At 39.9% G+C, this 17466-nt stretch carries 15 protein-coding genes and 3 pseudogenes; 11 read left to right on the forward strand and 7 right to left on the reverse strand.

Annotation, left to right across the window (positions count from 1 at the left end):
• Positions 1-33 precede the first annotated feature (33 nt).
• Positions 34-332, reverse strand: a pseudogene (locus tag P4S65_RS21935) (IS110 family transposase); the annotation flags it as partial.
• A gap of 142 nt (positions 333-474) precedes the next feature.
• On the opposite strand from P4S65_RS21935, the gene P4S65_RS12650 reads away from it, so the two are divergent.
• The gene (locus tag P4S65_RS12650) at positions 475-942 is read left to right on the forward strand and encodes an SLATT domain-containing protein (protein ID WP_188085494.1); all 468 of its coding nucleotides are present in this window, start codon (positions 475-477) and stop codon (positions 940-942) included.
• Between the two features lie 146 nt (positions 943-1088).
• Positions 1089-1526: a hypothetical protein gene (locus P4S65_RS12655; RefSeq protein WP_096792987.1), complete on the forward strand. Its 438-nt coding sequence runs from the start codon at positions 1089-1091 to the stop codon at positions 1524-1526.
• Between the two features lie 99 nt (positions 1527-1625).
• On the opposite strand, the gene P4S65_RS12660 is transcribed toward P4S65_RS12655, so the two are convergent.
• Positions 1626-1964 (reverse strand): zinc ribbon domain-containing protein YjdM, encoded by a 339-nt coding sequence (locus P4S65_RS12660; protein ID WP_337120289.1) that lies wholly within the window; start codon positions 1962-1964, stop codon positions 1626-1628.
• 304 nt (positions 1965-2268) lie between these two features.
• Between P4S65_RS12660 and P4S65_RS12665 the strand changes: the two genes are divergently transcribed.
• The 3 genes from P4S65_RS12665 to P4S65_RS12675 are packed head-to-tail and all read left to right on the forward strand — an operon-like array spanning position 2269 to position 5301.
• On the forward strand, positions 2269-3663 hold the full coding sequence (locus P4S65_RS12665; RefSeq protein WP_077537974.1) for a RimK family protein: 1395 nt from the start codon (positions 2269-2271) through the stop codon (positions 3661-3663).
• 4 nt (positions 3664-3667) lie between these two features.
• The gene (locus P4S65_RS12670) at positions 3668-4780 is read left to right on the forward strand and encodes a GNAT family N-acetyltransferase/peptidase C39 family protein (protein WP_337120290.1); all 1113 of its coding nucleotides are present in this window, start codon (positions 3668-3670) and stop codon (positions 4778-4780) included.
• Between the two features lie 8 nt (positions 4781-4788).
• On the forward strand, positions 4789-5301 hold the full coding sequence (locus P4S65_RS12675; RefSeq protein ID WP_002960746.1) for an MgtC/SapB family protein: 513 nt from the start codon (positions 4789-4791) through the stop codon (positions 5299-5301).
• Between the two features lie 54 nt (positions 5302-5355).
• Here the strand turns inward: P4S65_RS12675 and P4S65_RS12680 are convergent, their stop codons facing one another.
• Positions 5356-6366, reverse strand: coding sequence for a GlxA family transcriptional regulator (locus P4S65_RS12680; RefSeq protein ID WP_337120291.1), 1011 nt, complete (start codon positions 6364-6366; stop codon positions 5356-5358).
• 126 nt (positions 6367-6492) lie between these two features.
• On the opposite strand from P4S65_RS12680, the gene P4S65_RS12685 reads away from it, so the two are divergent.
• Entirely contained in the window at positions 6493-8400 is a 1908-nt protein-coding gene (locus P4S65_RS12685) for a beta-ketoacyl synthase (protein WP_337120292.1), read from the forward strand.
• Positions 8401-8477: 77 nt separating this feature from the next.
• Here P4S65_RS12685 and P4S65_RS12690 read toward each other — a convergent pair whose 3' ends face one another.
• Both P4S65_RS12690 and P4S65_RS12695 read right to left on the reverse strand, forming a co-directional pair.
• The gene (locus tag P4S65_RS12690) at positions 8478-9662 is read right to left on the reverse strand and encodes a DUF1624 domain-containing protein (protein ID WP_337120293.1); all 1185 of its coding nucleotides are present in this window, start codon (positions 9660-9662) and stop codon (positions 8478-8480) included.
• A 147-nt stretch (positions 9663-9809) separates the two neighbouring features.
• On the reverse strand, positions 9810-10226 hold the full coding sequence (locus P4S65_RS12695; RefSeq protein ID WP_002960738.1) for an MgtC/SapB family protein: 417 nt from the start codon (positions 10224-10226) through the stop codon (positions 9810-9812).
• Positions 10227-10738: 512 nt separating this feature from the next.
• On the opposite strand from P4S65_RS12695, the gene P4S65_RS12700 reads away from it, so the two are divergent.
• Positions 10739-11113, forward strand: a complete 375-nt coding sequence (locus P4S65_RS12700) for a hypothetical protein (RefSeq protein WP_096792994.1) — start codon at positions 10739-10741, stop codon at positions 11111-11113.
• Here P4S65_RS12700 and fghA read toward each other — a convergent pair.
• Together fghA and P4S65_RS12710 are read right to left on the reverse strand one after the other, a co-directional pair.
• Positions 11067-11908: pseudogene (gene fghA / locus P4S65_RS12705) on the reverse strand (S-formylglutathione hydrolase). The gene P4S65_RS12700 and the pseudogene fghA sit on opposite strands and share 47 nt — an antisense overlap.
• A 72-nt stretch (positions 11909-11980) precedes the next feature.
• A complete protein-coding gene (locus tag P4S65_RS12710; protein ID WP_337120294.1) occupies positions 11981-13102 on the reverse strand; it encodes an S-(hydroxymethyl)glutathione dehydrogenase/class III alcohol dehydrogenase in 1122 nt (373 codons plus the stop codon).
• 134 nt (positions 13103-13236) lie between these two features.
• On the opposite strand from P4S65_RS12710, the pseudogene P4S65_RS12715 reads away from it, so the two are divergent.
• The 4 genes and pseudogenes from P4S65_RS12715 (at position 13237) to P4S65_RS12730 (ending at position 17398) form a co-directional block, all read left to right on the forward strand.
• Positions 13237-14108 (forward strand): annotated as a pseudogene (locus P4S65_RS12715) (LysR family transcriptional regulator).
• A gap of 147 nt (positions 14109-14255) precedes the next feature.
• Positions 14256-15473 (forward strand): lipoprotein-releasing ABC transporter permease subunit, encoded by a 1218-nt coding sequence (locus P4S65_RS12720; RefSeq protein ID WP_337120295.1) that lies wholly within the window; start codon positions 14256-14258, stop codon positions 15471-15473.
• Positions 15466-16164 (forward strand): lipoprotein-releasing ABC transporter ATP-binding protein LolD, encoded by a 699-nt coding sequence (lolD, locus tag P4S65_RS12725; protein WP_337120296.1) that lies wholly within the window; start codon positions 15466-15468, stop codon positions 16162-16164. Before P4S65_RS12720 ends, lolD begins: the two co-directional genes overlap by 8 nt.
• A complete protein-coding gene (locus P4S65_RS12730; RefSeq protein WP_337120297.1) occupies positions 16154-17398 on the forward strand; it encodes a lipoprotein-releasing ABC transporter permease subunit in 1245 nt (414 codons plus the stop codon). Before lolD ends, P4S65_RS12730 begins: the two co-directional genes overlap by 11 nt.
• The last annotated feature ends 68 nt before the right edge of the window (positions 17399-17466 follow it).

Genomic DNA, 17466 nt, shown 5'->3' on the forward strand with positions numbered 1-17466 from the left:
GCTAACAACACGCCCTGAGGTGGACAGCAAGCGCTAAAGCTCACTTTCCACCGCAAATTTTAACAGCGGTGAACCCTTACTTTTCAATGCAGTTAAGTAAGTTGATTCATCGTAGGGCGTATGTGTTTCCAGCGCCTAAATAGGATTTGCATCCACTTAAATGCCAATGATCTAATGATGGTATTATGGGTTTTTCCTTTGGCTTCTTGCTGGCGATAATATGCTTTAGCCCAAAATGAATAACGCACAGATAATCCTGCCCATTCCACAAATGTTTGCCTTAAAAATTTAGTGCACGAATATCGCCAGTGTATCCATTCTTTCTTGCCACTGTACCACTACACTTTTTATATCCTGTGTAAAAGTACAGTAATAGATTGAACAAAAATAGGAACTCAGATATGGTTTGTTTATCAATAAAAACAAATAAAAACGAGTTACTCTACAGGCTCGTTAGGTGCAAAGGAGATAACTGTGAATCATCGAAAGGTTGCATTAGAATGGAGTAATCGTGTGGCTGCAGTAGCACATGGCCATTATCTCGCTGCATCTAGATACTCTCGACTCCATTTTTGGCTTGGCTTACCAACAGTTTTACTCGCAACAATTGTTGGAACAACGGTTTTTGCTACACTCCAACAAAAGCCAGAAATTTGGTTGCAAATCACAGTAGGCTTAATGAGCATTACCGCAGCCGTACTATCTGCACTACAGTCATTTCTAAATTATTCAGATAAAACTGAAAAGCATAGAACTGCAGGCGCACGTTATAATGCAATCGGGCGTGAGTTGGAGCAACTTTTAGCACAAGAAGATAACTGGGCCTTACTTGATACTATTCGAGAAAAGATAGACCAACTTTCCCAAGAAAGCCCTCACATTCCAAATACTGTACGAAGCTCTATAGCGGATATAAGTGAAGGTGCTCTTTGGACAGAGTAGTTTAAAATACACCTAACTAGAAAATAAAGCGTGACTGCTAACAGTTTACTCGGTTCCACTTCGTTTCATATTTTGGCAAGCTATTGACCGATTAATGCTTTGTTAGATTTCTACGTAAGCTCAGTCTATTCAGCTCTGGAGAATAAATGAACAAAGGATTTGCGGGTATATTTGAAACGGATTCTGTACTAAAGACTGTCGTTTTATGTGTGTTAACTATAGGCTCACATTTAATATATAAGCTTTACCGATTTACGAGCCAGATCAATCTTCATACCGAACTTAAAATACCTAACTTATTTATTACAACTACCATTGTTTTATTTATTATTTCTTTAGGTAGTTTAATTTATGGTTTAGCTAATTATCATGACCTTGCTATTCTAAAAAGCTCAATTGGTATTCATGCTATATCTAGTGCTTTCGATGTAACTTGGATTGTCATGGTTCGTAATCGTATTAACTTAATAGCGGACTCTAATAGAGGTGACAAACTTTGGTTAAATCCTTTTATTACGTCAATTTTCCATGTTATTTATATACAACATAAAATCAACCAAGGCTTGGCTAAAAACGCAATATAATAAGCAAGTAAATAGGGGCAATATTGTTATTTTGCTTTAGTGAACACTTCCTCATTCCTTTGAGGAGGTTAGGTGAATTAGTTTTGTTAAACACTTAACTCAATTAGTCTTTTTCACAAACTTTGCTGTTACCATCATTTCGCCAATGCCATCTACTTTACAATCAAGTTCGTGATCTTTTTTATCAAGCACTCTTCTAACAACCGCTTTGGTGCCAATTTTAATTACTTGCGAGCTGCCTTTAATTTTTAAATCTTTGGCTACTGTCACTTTGTCGCCATCATTAAGTAATGTGCCGTTGGCATCTTTAACTAAAATTGTGTGTTCATCGTTTGTATTATTAGGGTTCCACTCATGGGCGCACTCGGGGCAAACAAGCAGTTGTTGGTCCTCGTAAACATATTCACATTGGCATTTTGGGCAAGCAGGCAGCGACATTTTTAAACTCTTATAAAGTACTGTTTTGCGTATTTTAATCTGCATTAGGTGGAAAATATAGTTAATCAATATTTTTCATCTTCACGCTAAAAATATCTCGTTTGTGCGTTTTTAAAAAAAGGCATATAAAGCACATGTCGCTTAAGCAATTTAAGCGCTAACTCGTACAGTAGGTACCTGTTAAAGCACCCATCATATTAAGTGATACGCGCAATGCCCACTTAGTACGATGGGTGTTTCTATTTATAATGCTGAGTATTTTACTAAGCATGCTTTTTATATTTTGACTTAACTAGGAAAAGTCGTGTTTAAAACCTTAATTGTGGTTGATAACAACGAGCAAACGCTTGCTCAATCGTTCGAAAATGTAATTACGTTTAATACTTATTTACGTGATTACCCAAAACAAAATGAGCCAAAAACACGCATTATTAATTTGTGCGACTCAAGCCAATACTTGAGCAAAGGTTACTATTGCTCATTACTTGCAGAGGCGCGCAAGCACCAAGTTTTGCCAAGTGTAAAAACAATAAACGCATTGCGTAGTGGTCAAGCCCCTATGTTAAATGTGGGCCAAATAGATGGCACACTTTACTTTGGTAATACACAAAACGATTTACAATCAAAAGCGGCAAAGTCGGTATTTAAACAATACCCAACGCCTATTTTATTTGTTGATGAACAAGGCTTATTACAACAAGGGTCGTTGTCGTCTTTAAACGAGCAGCAGTACAGCGAATTTGTAGCTAAACTAGATAACTTTACTAAAACGCAGTGGCGTATTGGCTCAGTGCAACGTCGTTTTAGATGGGACATGGCAATACTTGTTGATCATAACGAAAAAGTACCGCCGAGCGATAAAGACGCCATTGCACGCTTTATTAAAGCCGCCGCTAAACACGGCATTAATGCACAAGCATTAAGCTTTGACGAAATTGATAACATAGCCCAGTTTGATGCATTATTTATTCGCCAAACTACAGCGATTGACCATCCAACGTACCGCCTTGCAAGCAAAGCGCAAAGCCTTGGTTTAGTGGTTATTGACGACGCTGAGTCTATTTTACGTTGTTGTAATAAAGTGTATTTACACGATGCGTTTAATTATCAGAAAGTGCCAAGTTTAAAAACGGTTGTAGTGGCTGATCAGTCAAATGAAACGCTTGAGCAGCTAGAAGAAGCGTTTACGTATCCGCTTGTTTTAAAAATGCCTGAAGGGTCTTTCTCAAAAGGTGTTTATAAAGTATCAAACCGTGATGAGCTTGAAGCTAAGCTTACAGAGCTGTTTGAATTTAGCGCATTAGTGCTTGCACAAGAATACATGTATACCGAATACGATTGGCGAGTGGGTGTGTTAAATGGCCGTGCAATTTATGCATGTCGCTATTTAATGGCGCGTAACCATTGGCAAATTTATAACCACGACGCTAAACGGTTTTTCTCTGGTGGCTTTGAAACATTGCCAACCTTTGAGTTACCAAAAGCGGTATTAGATGCCGCATTAAAAGCATGTAAAACAGTGGGTAGGGGTTTATATGGCGTAGATGTTAAAGAGCATCAAGGCAAAGCATACGTGCTTGAAGTAAACGACAACCCAAGTATTGATCACAAAGTAGAAGACGGCTATTTAGGCGATGAGCTATACATGATCATTATGGATGAGTTTAAACAACGCTTAGAAGCACGAGGCCGTGGGTAATAACATGAGCAACCTTGTTATTCGAAAGGCGCTTAGCAGTGATTTAAATGCACTGATTGACGTTGAAAATGCTTGCTTTAATAACGATAAATTGAGCCCGCGCAGTCTAAAACGCTGGCTTAGTGCAAAACACGGTATTTTACTCGTTGCAGAAAATGGCGAGCAAGTATGTGGTTACGGGTTAGTGTGGTGCCATAAAGGGACTCGTTTAGCGCGTTTATATTCGCTTGCTGTAAAACCCATAATGCAAGGTAAGGGGATTGCAAAAGCACTGCTTACAAACCTTGAAAAAGAAACGTGTGAGCGCGGGCGCATTTACCTTCGTTTAGAAGTGGCTGTAAATAACGAAGGTGCGATTGGGCTTTATAAAAGCTTAGGTTACAGAGTATTTGGTCAATACAGCGATTATTATGATGACCACAGTGACGCATTACGAATGCAAAAAAACATTCGACAAACAAGTGAGTTAAAAGTGTCGCGTTTAACGCCGTGGTATCAGCAAACTACCGAGTTTACGTGCGGACCTGCTGCGCTATTAATGGCAATGGGGGCACTTGAGCCAACAACTGAGCTTAGCCAATCACATGAGTTAGCACTTTGGCGTGAAGGTACCACCATTTTTATGACATCGGGTCATGGTGGTTGCCATCCGTTTGGTTTGGCACTTGCCGCTAATAAGCGTGGTTTTAAAAGCGAGGTAATGGTTAATACCACCGAGCCTTTGTTTTTAGATGGCGTACGCAACGAAAACAAAAAAGTGGTACTTGCCACCGTGCATCAACAATTTGTAGATAGTATAGCGCAAGCAAATATACCGCTTACGCATAAAGATGTAGAGCTTGAGCATATTGAGCAGTGGTTAAGTAAAGGCTTTAGTGTGCTGTTATTAATTAGTACATACAGTTTTGATGGTAAAAAATCGCCACACTGGGTGTGTGTTACGCACCTTGATGAGCACTGCGTGTATGTTCACGACCCATTTTGTGAGCCCGGTAACGATAAACAGCTCGCAATAGATTGCCAATATGTACCTATTGCACGAAGTGATTTTAGTAAAATGTCAGCGTTTGGTAGCCAACGTTTAAGAACGGCGGTGGCTATAGCTAATAAAATATAAGGTTAACAGTGACTTTTTTAGATTTAATTGATGTAGCCCCGTATTCGTGGGCAGCTATTGGTACTGCGGCTTTTTGCGGTGCTATTATTGGAATAGAGCGCCAATTGCGCGGCAAACCTGTAGGGATTCGTACATCAGCGTTAATAACTTTGGGTACGTATTTGTTTTTATCCACTGCGTTTAATTTACAAGGGGATGTAATAGATCATTCTCGTGTAGTTGGGCAAATAATTACAGGTATTGGCTTTTTAGGGGCAGGCGTTATGCTCGCAAAAGATGGTGCGGTAGTTGGCGTAACCTCTGCTGCAACCATTTGGGTGCTTGCATCAATAGGCGTTATGATAGCGACCGAAAACCTTGGCGCTGCAATAAAACTCTCGGTGCTGGTAGTCGGTATTTTATACGGTGTAGACGTACTCGAAGCTAAATTTAAAAGCTTAAGCAAAGGCGTACACACTAAAGTAAAAAACTATCAAAAACGTTACTATCGAAAAGAATTTAACGAATCAGAACGCCACTAAAAGTGGCGTTTTTTAGTGCTATTGAAATTAGTACTATTCGAACAAGCACTATAATTAGCCAAATAACTTTCTCCTAACTACTTTTCTATAACCACTAGGCGTTTGGCTTAATACTTTTTTAAACACGCGGGTTAAATGCCCTTGGTCGTTATATCCCACTTCTAAAGCCACTTCTTGAATTGATAAATTTGATGATGCTAATAACTCCTTCGCACTTTCTACACGTAATTGCTGCCAATACTCAATAGGGCTTTGATTAGTAGCGGCTCTAAAACGGCGGGTAAAAGTACGATAGCTTAAGCTAAATTGGGCAGCAACTTCTTGCAAGTTTAGCTCGGTGGCTAAATTAGTTTTTAGCCAAAATTGAATTTGCGCAATTAGCTCATCGGGGTGGCGGTCTACTGCACCTTCTAAGTAGCGTTGATCTTCATAGGGTTTGCGTATTTCGTGCGAAAAATTACGCTCTACATGTTGAGCGGCGGCTTTTGTATAGTACTGACTAATAATATGTACGATCACATCTGCAAGGGCATTAAGGCTTGCTACGGTATACATGCGCTCTGACTGGGTTATAAAAAAGTCGGGCTTTAAGTGCACCAGCGGGTAGTCGTGGCTAAATTGTTTGGCGTAATGCCAATGGGTGGTAGCAGGGTGCCCATCAAGTAAGCCAGCCTCAGCTAGTAAGCAGTTGCCAGTGCCTACACCAATTATATGGCTGCCTGCGCTAAAGCTCTCGCTTAGCCAATCAACTACCTCTTGATTTGTACGTACCACAGGGCGCGGATTTCGCCAAATACCCGGCACTATAATCAAATCGCTGTAGGGCGCGTTAGTTGTTATGCAATCAGGATTTATAGCAAGGCCTGCGCGGGTGGGTATAAATTCTGCATTTTTAGCCACTAAATTTATAGCAAGTGGCCTAAAGCTTTGCTTATCAAGATGCCCTTTAGCAAAGGCCTCGCCGGCTCTTAGCATTTCTATAGGCAGCGTTAAACTAGTCACTAACAAATGCGGATATACCGCTATAGCAATGTTTAGTGGTGGATTAGTGTGTTTATCAGTCATATAAATGCTCCGACCAGTATCTTTTGGCCTTTTGTGCTGAATATTTGGCTATTAAAGCACAATGTGTGGTGCATAATCCATTTAAACTACCTCTTCTCCTTATAACACGTTTCTAAAAGGTAAATTATGACAGCATTACCCGTTATAGTAGGCATGGGTGGCATTAACGCCGCTGGCCGTACTTCTTTTCATCAAGGTTATCGCCGTATCGTGTTAGATAGTTTAAATGCTCAAGATCGCAGTGAAACATTTTTAGGCCTCGCCACACTGATGAATCTAGTAAGCGTTGTAAACGGCCAATTACAAGATACACAAGGTAATAATGTTGAGCAAAGCGACATAGAAGCACGCTTTGGTGAGCAAATTATTGCAGGTACACTTATTCGTAAAATTGAAAAAGAACACTTTGATGCCGATGCCACACCGTGGCAGCAAAAAATGAGACTAACCGCATCAAGCGATAACGCAATTGTGTTTGAAACGCGCGCTCGCGACTTACCTGTACCTGTTCCAGCTAGCTGGCAAGTTGAAGAGCTTGAAGGCAAAAAAGTTAAAGTAACTATTGCAGCCGACTTAGACGTAAAGCACGATTCAACACGCGATAACCCAATTAAATCTGCTGGGCAATTTCCGACTGGGTTTGATCCATCAGTTATGTATAACAGCCGCTATCAGCCTCGTGGTTTGCAAGCCACTATTTTTGCAGCTACTGATGCGATTAAATCAACTGGGCTTGATTGGCAGCATATTATGAATAGCGTAGAGCCAGATAAAATTGGTACCTATTCAGCATCGGTAATTGGCCAAATGGACGACAAAGGTCTAGGCGGTTTAGTAAAGGCGCGCCAACAAGGCGACCGTGTTAGCACTAAGCAGTTAGCACTGGGCTTAAATACAATGTCTACCGATTTTATTAACGCCTATGTTACGGGCAATGTAGGTACAACATTTTCAACGTCGGGCGCATGTGCAACGTTTTTATATAATTTACGTGCAGCGGTTAACGACATACAAGCAGGGCGTACACGCGTTGCGGTTGTCGCAAGTGTTGAGTGCGCTATTACACCAGAAGTTGTAGAAGGCTTTGGTAACATGAGCGCGCTTGCTAATGTTGAAGGGCTGCGTCGTTTAGATAACTTATCAAATGATGAAGAACCAGATTACCGTAATAGCAGCCGCCCATTTGGCGATAACTGTGGCTTTACATTAGGTGAAGGCGCGCAAGTTGCTATTTTAATGGATGATGCTTTAGCCCTTGAGTTGGGCGCTGATATTATGGGCAGCGTACCGGATGTGTTTGTAAATGCAGATGGCGTTAAGAAGTCGATTACATCACCTGGACCTGGTAACTATATTACAATGGCAAAATCAGCCGCACTTGCTAGCAGCTTATTGGGTAAAGAAGCACTACAAGAGCGTAGCTTTATTTTAGCCCATGGTTCTAGTACACCGCAAAACCGTGTAACAGAGTCTTTGATTTATCATAAAGTAGCGCAAACGTTTGCTATTGATAACTGGAAAGTAACAGCGCCAAAAGCGTATGTTGGCCATACTATTGCACCTGCAAGTGGTGACCAGTTAGCAATTGCGTTAGGCATATTTAGTCATAACATTATGCCGGGTATTACCACAATCGATAAAGTGGCTGATGATGTTTATAGCGACCATCTTGATATTCGTAATAGCCATTACGAGTGCGCTGATATGGATATTGCTTTTATAAATTCAAAAGGCTTTGGCGGAAATAATGCAACAGCTACTGTACTTTCTGAAAAAGTAACAATGCAAATGCTTGCTAAGCGCCATGGCGATGATGTTATGACTAGTTACACACAGAAAAATAGTGTGGTTAGCGCTTCGCAGAAAACGTATCAAACGCAAGCAGATTTAGGGCAGTACGAACTTATTTATCGCTTTGGCGACGGACTTATTGACGACAACGACATTGTAATAGACGAGCAAAGTATTCAGTTACCAGGCTTTGAAAAAGCAATTACGTTTAGCACAACAAACTCCTATCAAGATATGTTTTAAGCACACATACTTGTTAGCAAGGCGCTTTTTAAGCGCCTTTTTTAATGTCTATTATTTTGTGCTAACTTGTATAAACGCTATATATATTTAGCAATTAAGCTATGTTTGTGGCTTCGCTTCCAAACAATGTATCGCTTAGCGAGTAGGGTTGTTAGCCCTATTACAACGGCTATAAATAAAAGTGTTGCTGTGTAACTCATGCCATAACCTTCAGGCAAACCAACGAGCGTATCTGCGTAGGTCATATCGCTAAAATTAAAGCCAAGAATAGGTATAAGTAACCAAGCAATAGCATGTAATAAATACAAATGCACAAGGTATGAAAACATACTTGTTTTACCCAGTACTTGTAAAAAGTTATGCGAAAAATCGGTTTTTAAACCACTTAATGCCTTTAAAGAAATAAGCCCAAGGCCAACAGTAAGTAACATAAACTGCAGCGAAAGCGGATACTTTGTTGGGGTTAGAAACGACATAACAGTGAGTAATGAGCTTGTATGTATAGCAAACTGTGACATGTCACCGTATAAGTTAAACCCACGTAAAATGCCATAAAGCGCAAGGCAAGTAACCCCTAATAACAATGCGTGATTCATCACTTTTTTACTGTATTGTTGCGCTTTGTAATAAACACCAGCGCAATATGCCAATGCCATTAAGCCAACAATAGGGGCAACTGGGTAGGTTGTTCTAATTTGAAAATCAAAAGGGAGATCAAGTACATTTTTTTGATGTGCAATAGACCAAGCAGTATGTGCAAATGTATTAGGCTCAAAGCTTGTTCCATCAAATAAATTATGCCCAAACACGAGTAATAAGCCTGCTACAAAAATGGCATAAATGCCCAGGAAACGCAGCAGTCCTAAAATAACAAAGCCCCAGCCGATAGCCCAAATAACTTGTGCGTATAGCATTGGGTATAGTGGGTTAAAGCTCCAAGACCACGAAACAATAGTAAATTCAAACAAAATTAGCACTAAACCACGAATAATCAAGCTTTGTGAAAATGCTTTAGTGGATACATATTTATGCTCTGTTATAGCCGCAGATAGACCTGCTAAGAATACGAAGAGTGGTGCGCAAAAGTGAGAAACAAAACGCGTAAAAAAGGTAACGGGATCAGTCCCTGGAATGGTCATCGGATCGGTAACTGAGTAATTAAGGCAATAATACATACCATGGTCAATAACCATAAATATAATTATAATGCCCCGTAATATATCAATATGATGTAAGCGGTTATCGGTTGAAGGTAGCGACATAAGAGAGCTATATAGAGTGATTTAAAACTGTATTTATTATATGTTATATTGTATCAAATTGAAATCGTGTATTTATATTTTGCCAGTGATTATACACATAATACGACCAATATTTGCTCGCATTACTTGTAATGATACAGCTAATTATCACTTAAACTTTTTTACATACCTTAGCGTTATAAAATTAATAATGGCGAGCAAAATGGCTATTTCGTAACGGCTATAGGCTACAGCTATACCAATTAAGCCCATATTCCAAATACTGGCTGCGGTTGCTGTACCGGAGGTTGATTTGTTATTTTTCAAAATTGCGCCACCGCCAATAAAACCAATGCCAGTAATGATGCCTTGCAACATTTTAGATTGAGCTTCTGCGCCATCTAAAACCGACATCGCTATTAATGCATACCCACACGATGCAACAGCAACAAGAGGAAAGGTACGAAGGCCTGCACCATCATGGCTACGCTCTCTGTCGTAAGCCATAGGTAGCGCAAGTAGGTATGCAATACCTAAATGTATTAAGTTATCGATGATTTCATTCCACTGTAAATCAATTTCCATTATTGAGCCTATGCGGGTTAATTTTGTTAATAATAAGCAAACAGTGGGCCGTTGCATAAATAACTAATAATCAATGGTTTATTGTAGGAAGCTGAGTTTAATAAAAATTATTGAGGAAACTTTTACATGTTTTTATTACTATTTTACGCGATAGTTAATTTGATCTGAGTTTTAAAGCCCCGTATTCTTTTATCATACCTAAAAGACACCTATGTGAACCTTTTGCCTTTAAATAAAACATTAATCACACCCACTAAACTTGAAAAAACAGCGTTACTATTTTGCGCTGGGTTATCTGTTTTTGCTTTTTATTTCCTGAACTTCTCACAGAACACTTACAACCTACCATTAATAAAATTTTAGGTTATTTAGGGTCGCCATTTTTTATATTGCAGCTGGTGGGTGTTACAAGAAAGTTTATAAATGATTTTAGGTAGTAATACTTACATTTTTTTACAGAGTTACAATAAAAAACGTATACAATTTAGGTAATATTTTGTTAAGGATGAATGATGAAAACAATTATTGTACTTTTGTTTTTTTATTGCCTTTCTGGCTGTACAGTTGCGGGCGCTATTATTGATGGGCAAGCACAATCTCAGGCGCGTAATGATAAAAATAGTATTAGCCCGGCGCAGTCAACACCTTATAAAAACCCACTAGAGCCAGTACCTACAGATAAAAACGGATTTAACTTTACTGATATGGGATTAAAGATAGATTCGGCTCTTGTTAGCCTAGTTAAAGGGGAAAGCACTACTACGCAAGTATGTAGGCAGGTCACTAAAAGTCTAAAAGAGTGTGTAGAGGTAGAAAAGTCATCTCTACACACTAATGAGGCTAAGCAGTTAAAAACTGATGATGAAATAATAAGTGTTGGTCAATAAAGCTGCTTATAAAAAAGTAGCTATGATCGTAGCCTGCTTGCATTTCAAGTGTAAGCGGGTAGCTTTTTTATCAGCAATAGCGACTAAGTTTTCTGGCTTAAGTTGCTCTTGTAAAAAACCATCGGCATCACCTTGACTCACTAACATGGGTAAGTAATGAGCCTGCTCTGCGTTTTTCATCAGCTCGCAGCTGTCATACTGTGCCCAAAGCGCTTTATCATTTCCTAAATAACCAGTAAATGCTTTTTCGCCCCAAGGACAGTTTATTGGGTTAACAATAGGGCTAAACGCAGATGCACTAACGTATGCTTTAGGATTTTTAAGCGCGACCATTAAAGCGCCGTGCCCGCCCATAGAGTGACCGCTAATTGCTTTTGTGCTTGTTATCGGAAAATGTTGTTCAATAAGTGCTGGTAATTCATTAACAACATAATCGTACATATTAAAGTGTGTGTTGTAAGGAGCTTGCGTAGCATTTACGTAAAAGCCTGCACCTTGTGCAAAGTCGTAACTGTCTTCATTGGGTACGTTTTCGCCGCGCGGGCTAGTGTCAGGCGCTACAATTGCAATTCCCAGCTCTGCTGCTTTTTTAAATGCGCCTGCTTTTTGCATAAAGTTTTCGTCAGTGCAGGTTAAACCCGATAACCAATAAAGTACCGGTACTTTATTTGCTTCACTTGCGCCAGGTGGTAAAAATACGGCAAAGCGCATAGTGCAATGTGTACTTTTCGAGCTGTGAGTATATTGCTTATGCCAACCGCCAGACACTTTTACACTTGAGATATTTTCTAACATACTTAATCCTTAAAAGCCGTAAACTTAAAAGTATTACGGCTTATTAATAAGCTATTTTACGAATGCAGTTTATTAGTAATGAATGACTGTACGAATACTTTTGCCTTCGTGCATTAAATCAAACGCGTCGTTAATATCTTCAAGGCTCATTGTGTGAGTAATAAAGTCGCTAAGAGCAAATTCACCTGCCATGTAACGCTCAACAATTTCAGGTAGTTGAGAACGGCCTTTAACACCACCAAATGCGCTACCACGCCATACACGCCCAGTTACCAGTTGAAACGGACGGGTTGATATTTCTTGGCCTGCACCGGCCACACCAATAATTACCGACTCACCCCAGCCTTTGTGGCAACACTCAAGTGCTGAGCGCATTACGTCAACATTACCAATACATTCAAACGAGTAGTCAACGCCGCCGTCGGTCATTTCCACAATAACGTCTTGAATTGGCTTGTCGAAATCTTTTGGGTTAATTAAATCAGTTGCACCTAGTTTTGTAGCTAAATCGAATTTAGTGGTGTTTATATCAACACCAATAATACGGCTTGCTCCGGCCATTTTTGCGCCAATAATGGCCGATAAACCAATACCGCCTAAGCCGAATATAGCCACGGTGTCACCAGCCTTTACTTTAGCTGTGTTGGTTACCGCACCCATACCGGTTGTTACACCACAGCCTAGTAAACAAATTTCTTCTAGTGATGCTTCTTTATTTACTTTAGCGAGTGAGATTTCTGGCAATACTGTGTACTCAGAGAATGTTGATGTACCCATGTAGTGATAAATTGGTTGGCCGTCTTTAAAAAAGCGCGTTGTGCCGTCTGGCATTAGGCCTTTACCTTGTGTTTCGCGCACGGCTGAGCACAGGTTAGTTTTACCTGAGGTACACATTTTACACACGCCACATTCTGCAGTGTATAAAGGAATAACATGATCCCCAACTTCAACACTCGTTACGCCTTCGCCAACAGCATAGACAACACCAGCGCCTTCGTGACCTAAAATAGCAGGAAATATGCCCTCAGGATCTTGGCCCGATAATGTAAATGCATCGGTATGACACACACCTGTAGCGGTAATTTTTACCATTACTTCGCCTTTTTTAGGCATCATCACATCAATTTCTTCAACACTAAGTGGTTGATTAGGACCCCAAGCAATGGCAGCTTTTGATTTAATAAATTCAGACATGTGTTTTATTTCCTTTAACTGGCTATTAAAAAATAATTGTAGACCCAATTTGCTTGGGTGATGGGCTTATTGTATTTGTTTCTCAAATAATGATAATCTCAATTTTATTAAAACACTTTTACAGTATGGTAATAATGGCGCGTTGGAATGGAATAGATGAGTTTATAGCTGTAGGGGAGGAGGGCAGCTTTACTGCGGCTGCAAAAACGCTTGGGCTTTCGGTTGCGCATATTAGCCGTCATGTAACAGCGCTTGAGCAACGTTTAAATACACAACTATTAACTCGTACAACCCGTAAAGTGGTTTTAACCAAAGAAGGCGAAGTGTACTTACATCAAATAAAGCACTTACAACACGCCATGGACGAGGCAACTCAAGGCCTTGCTCAGCAACAAAGTACACCAAAGGGTAAAATTAAGCTCACAGCACCAGTTATGTATGGGGAAACGTTCATTATGCCTATAGTGCATAATTTTATGAAGGATCATCCCGAGGTAGAAGTTGTTGCCACATTAAGTAACGAACAAGAAGATTTGTTAGAGGGCGGATTTGATTTAGCCATAAGGTTAGGGCATTTAAAAGATTCGAGCTTAAAAGCGCGTAGGTTAAGTGCGCGGCGTTTTATTATGTGCGCGGCACCACAGTATTTAACGCGATTTGGTGAGCCGCATACTTTAGGCGAGCTAAACAGCCATGAATGCTTAATTGGGAATAGTAGCTACTGGCGTGTAAACGAAAATGGGCGCGATAAACACATTAAAATAGCGGGGCGGCTACAATGTAATAGTGGTTGGGCGCTGGTGGATGGCGCAAAAAGGGGCTTGGTATTGTGCAACTCCCAGACTACTACATTGAGAACGAAATTAACTCAGGGCAATTGGTGCCTATTTTAACACCCTATCAACCACAGCAAGAAGGGGTATGGGGCGTATATCCACCAAGGCAGTTTGTGGCCACTAATGTACGGGTATTGCTCGATTATTTAGTTAAAGGGTTGAAAACTTAACCGCGAATTAATGGTTAAACATGTATTGCTGTAAATATAGCCAAGTATCAGATTTTTAAATTATTTCTTACATTTTACGCCATACCCAAAGGCACTTTTTTCGTGCTACTATTGCTCAATACTTTTACGATAAGTGTTAAAAATAATATGTTTCAACCGGTTAGCTTATTTATAGGGCTTAGATATAGTCGCTCTTCTAAAGGAAATGCGTTTATATCGTTTATTTCGTTTTTTTCTATTGCCGGTATCGCTATTGGTTTAATGGCATTATTTACGGTAAGCAGTGTAATGAACGGGTTTGAAAATAGCCTAAAAACCAATATGCTTGGACTTATTCCGCATGTTGAAGTTAGCGCAGGTAAAAACACTGCCACCCAAATGAACACCCTTAAAACCGACCTTGAACAATCTCCTTATGTTGATCATGTAAGCTTATATCGCCACGGCGAAGCTATTTTGCAAACGAATAAAGACTTGCACGGCGTTTTATTACAAGGCCTTTATAACGACAGCGGTTCTTTATATAAAATTACCGATAAAATAGTGCAAGGCGATTGGAAAACTGTATTAAACAAAAATTACAACATTGCTATAAGCCGTTATTTGAGTCGTAAATTAGGCGTTAGCGTGGGTGATAAGCTTCGCGTTATTATGCCTAATGCTTCAACATATACACCTCTTGGGCGAGTACCCAGCCAGCGTTTATTTAAAGTTGCCGCAATATACGAAACCGGATCTGAGATAGATATGGCACTTGCGTTTACGAGTGGCGCTTCACTACAGCGGGTATTAAAGCTGGATAAAAACACCGCCCCAAATTTAAGTGTTTCATTGCACGAACCTTTCGAACTAGATGAATTTATTGAAGCAAGCCAACGTATTTTAAAAGATCACAATTACAGTGATTGGCGCAGTACCCAAGGTACTCTATTTGCAGCCGTTGCTATGGAAAAGCGCATTATGTCTATGTTGCTTGCCCTCATTGTATTGGTGGCTGTATTTAATATTGTATCGGCATTAACCATGATGGTAAGCGAAAAACAAGGTGAAGTGGCCATACTGCAAACGTTAGGTTTAACACCTTCGCAAGTGCAAAAAGTGTTTATGGTGCAAGGCTTATATAACGGCGTAATTGGTACCGCAATAGGCGCATTTTTAGGTGTAATATTTAGTTTATATATAAATGAGCTACTTGTATTAGTGGGCTTAAACTTATTGGCGGGTATAGAGCTTCCGGTAAAATTTGATATTTTGAGTTTAGTAATAATAGCGTTTGCCAGTATTGCTATGAGCTTTTTAGCTACCTTATATCCTGCGCGTAAAGCCGCAAAAGTAAAACCAGCAGAGGTATTACGTTATGAATGATTTAGTAATTAGTTGTGAAAATTTAAGTAAGGTTTATCAAGATGGCAGCAACCAAGTTGAAGTATTAAAAGGCGTTGATTTAGCGCTTCAGCAAGGTGAAATGCTCGCTATTGTGGGGAGTTCTGGCTCTGGTAAAAGTACGCTTTTACACATACTTGGCACATTAGATACCGCAAGCTCAGGTAGCGCTAAAATTAAAAACCAAGAAGTTGCAAAACTTTCGCGAACAGAGCAAGCCGCATTTAGAAACCAAAATTTGGGCTTTATCTATCAATTTCATCACTTATTAATGGAGTTTAGCGCAGTCGAAAACGTGGCTATGCCATTACTAATTAAAGGCTTGAGTGCAAAAGAAGCCAAAGCTCAAGCGCTCGATATGCTCGAAAAAGTAGGCCTTGCACATCGCAGCTCGCATAAACCGTCTGCGCTTTCTGGTGGAGAGCGCCAACGCGTGGCTATTGCCCGTGCACTGGTTACAAAACCTGCGCTTGTGCTTGCTGATGAACCAACCGGTAATTTAGATAAACAAAATGCGATTAAAATTTACGATTTAATTAATGAGCTTAACCAAGGCTTAAACACCAGTTTTGTGGTAGTTACACACGATTTAGAACTTGCCGATAAGCTAGGCAAAATAGCTTATTTAGACGATGGAAAACTAGCTATTAAAGAGTCGCAGCATGTTGCTTAGTGCATTTTTAAGTAAACGTTTTAGAGCCTATTCAGGCCACAAAGATGAAAAAAACGGCTTTGTTAGTTTTATCGCTAAAGCGTCGACTATTGGTATTTTATTAGGTGTCGCGGTTTTAATTGTGGCGCTGTCGGTAATTAATGGTTTTGAGCAGCAACTAGTACATAGATTGCTAAGTGTTGTGCCGCAGGTTGAATATGTAGCACCAAGTAGACCCATCGCGAATTGGTCGCAAAAGGTTGAGGATTTACAAACACAACCGAATGTAACAGGGGCTGCGCCATTTATTGCCGTTAACGGAATGGCGCAATATAAAAGCCAACTAAAAGCGATAGAAATTCGGGGTGTTGAGCCATTGTTCGAGAGTAATGTATCGGCGGTAAACCAGTTTACCAGTGGTAAATTAGTCAGCCAGCTAGGCTTTGATGACGTTATATTAGGCAAGCAAATAGTAAAACAGTTAGATGCCAAAGTAGGCGACAACATTACGTTACTTATTCCGCAAATTAGTCAAAAAGGTCAATCATTATTAGCGCCTAAACGCGTAACACTTAACCTTGCAGGTGTTATAGAAATGGGCGGCCCCATTGATAGCACCGCTGCGTTTATACATCTTAACAAAGCACAGCAAACATTGGGTTACGATGAAACTCAAGTAACAGGGCTGCGCTTAAGTGTTGATGATGTGTTTTCGGCGCATCAAATAGCGCTAAAAGTGGGCCAAACTATTGACGACTATGTGTATGTTTCTAGTTGGTTTAGAACCCAAGGTAGCCTTTATCAAGATATTCAAATGGTGCGTACCATTGTTTATATTGTGGTGTTTTTAATTATAGCGGTAGCCAGTTTTAATATTGTGTCCTCCTTGGTAATGGAAGTACGCGAAAAACAAGGCAATATCGCAATTTTAAAAACCATGGGCGCGAAAGACAGTACTATTTTAGCCACCTTTGTAATGCAAGGCTTAATGCAAGCTTTTGTAGGCGTGGCACTAGGAACACTAATTGGCGTGGTATTAGCGCTTAATATAAGTGAGCTTTTTACGTGGATAAGCCAATTATTTGGAGCTAATCCACTTGAGGGCGTTTATTTTATAGAGTTTTTACCAAGTAAATTAGTACTTGAAGACATTGGTATTACAGTGATTGTTACGTTTGTGCTTGCGATACTTGCTACTATTTATCCTGCATGGCAAGCAACGCGCGTAGATCCTGCCAAGGTGCTTGGTAACTAGGTATAAGAAGCTCAGATAAAAATTAATAGGGTGGTATTAGTAAACCTGTTAAACTAGGTGCTTATTTA

Origin of the sequence: Pseudoalteromonas sp. B131b, from assembly GCF_037162545.1 — a bacterium.
GTDB lineage: Bacteria > Pseudomonadota > Gammaproteobacteria > Enterobacterales > Alteromonadaceae > Pseudoalteromonas > Pseudoalteromonas fuliginea.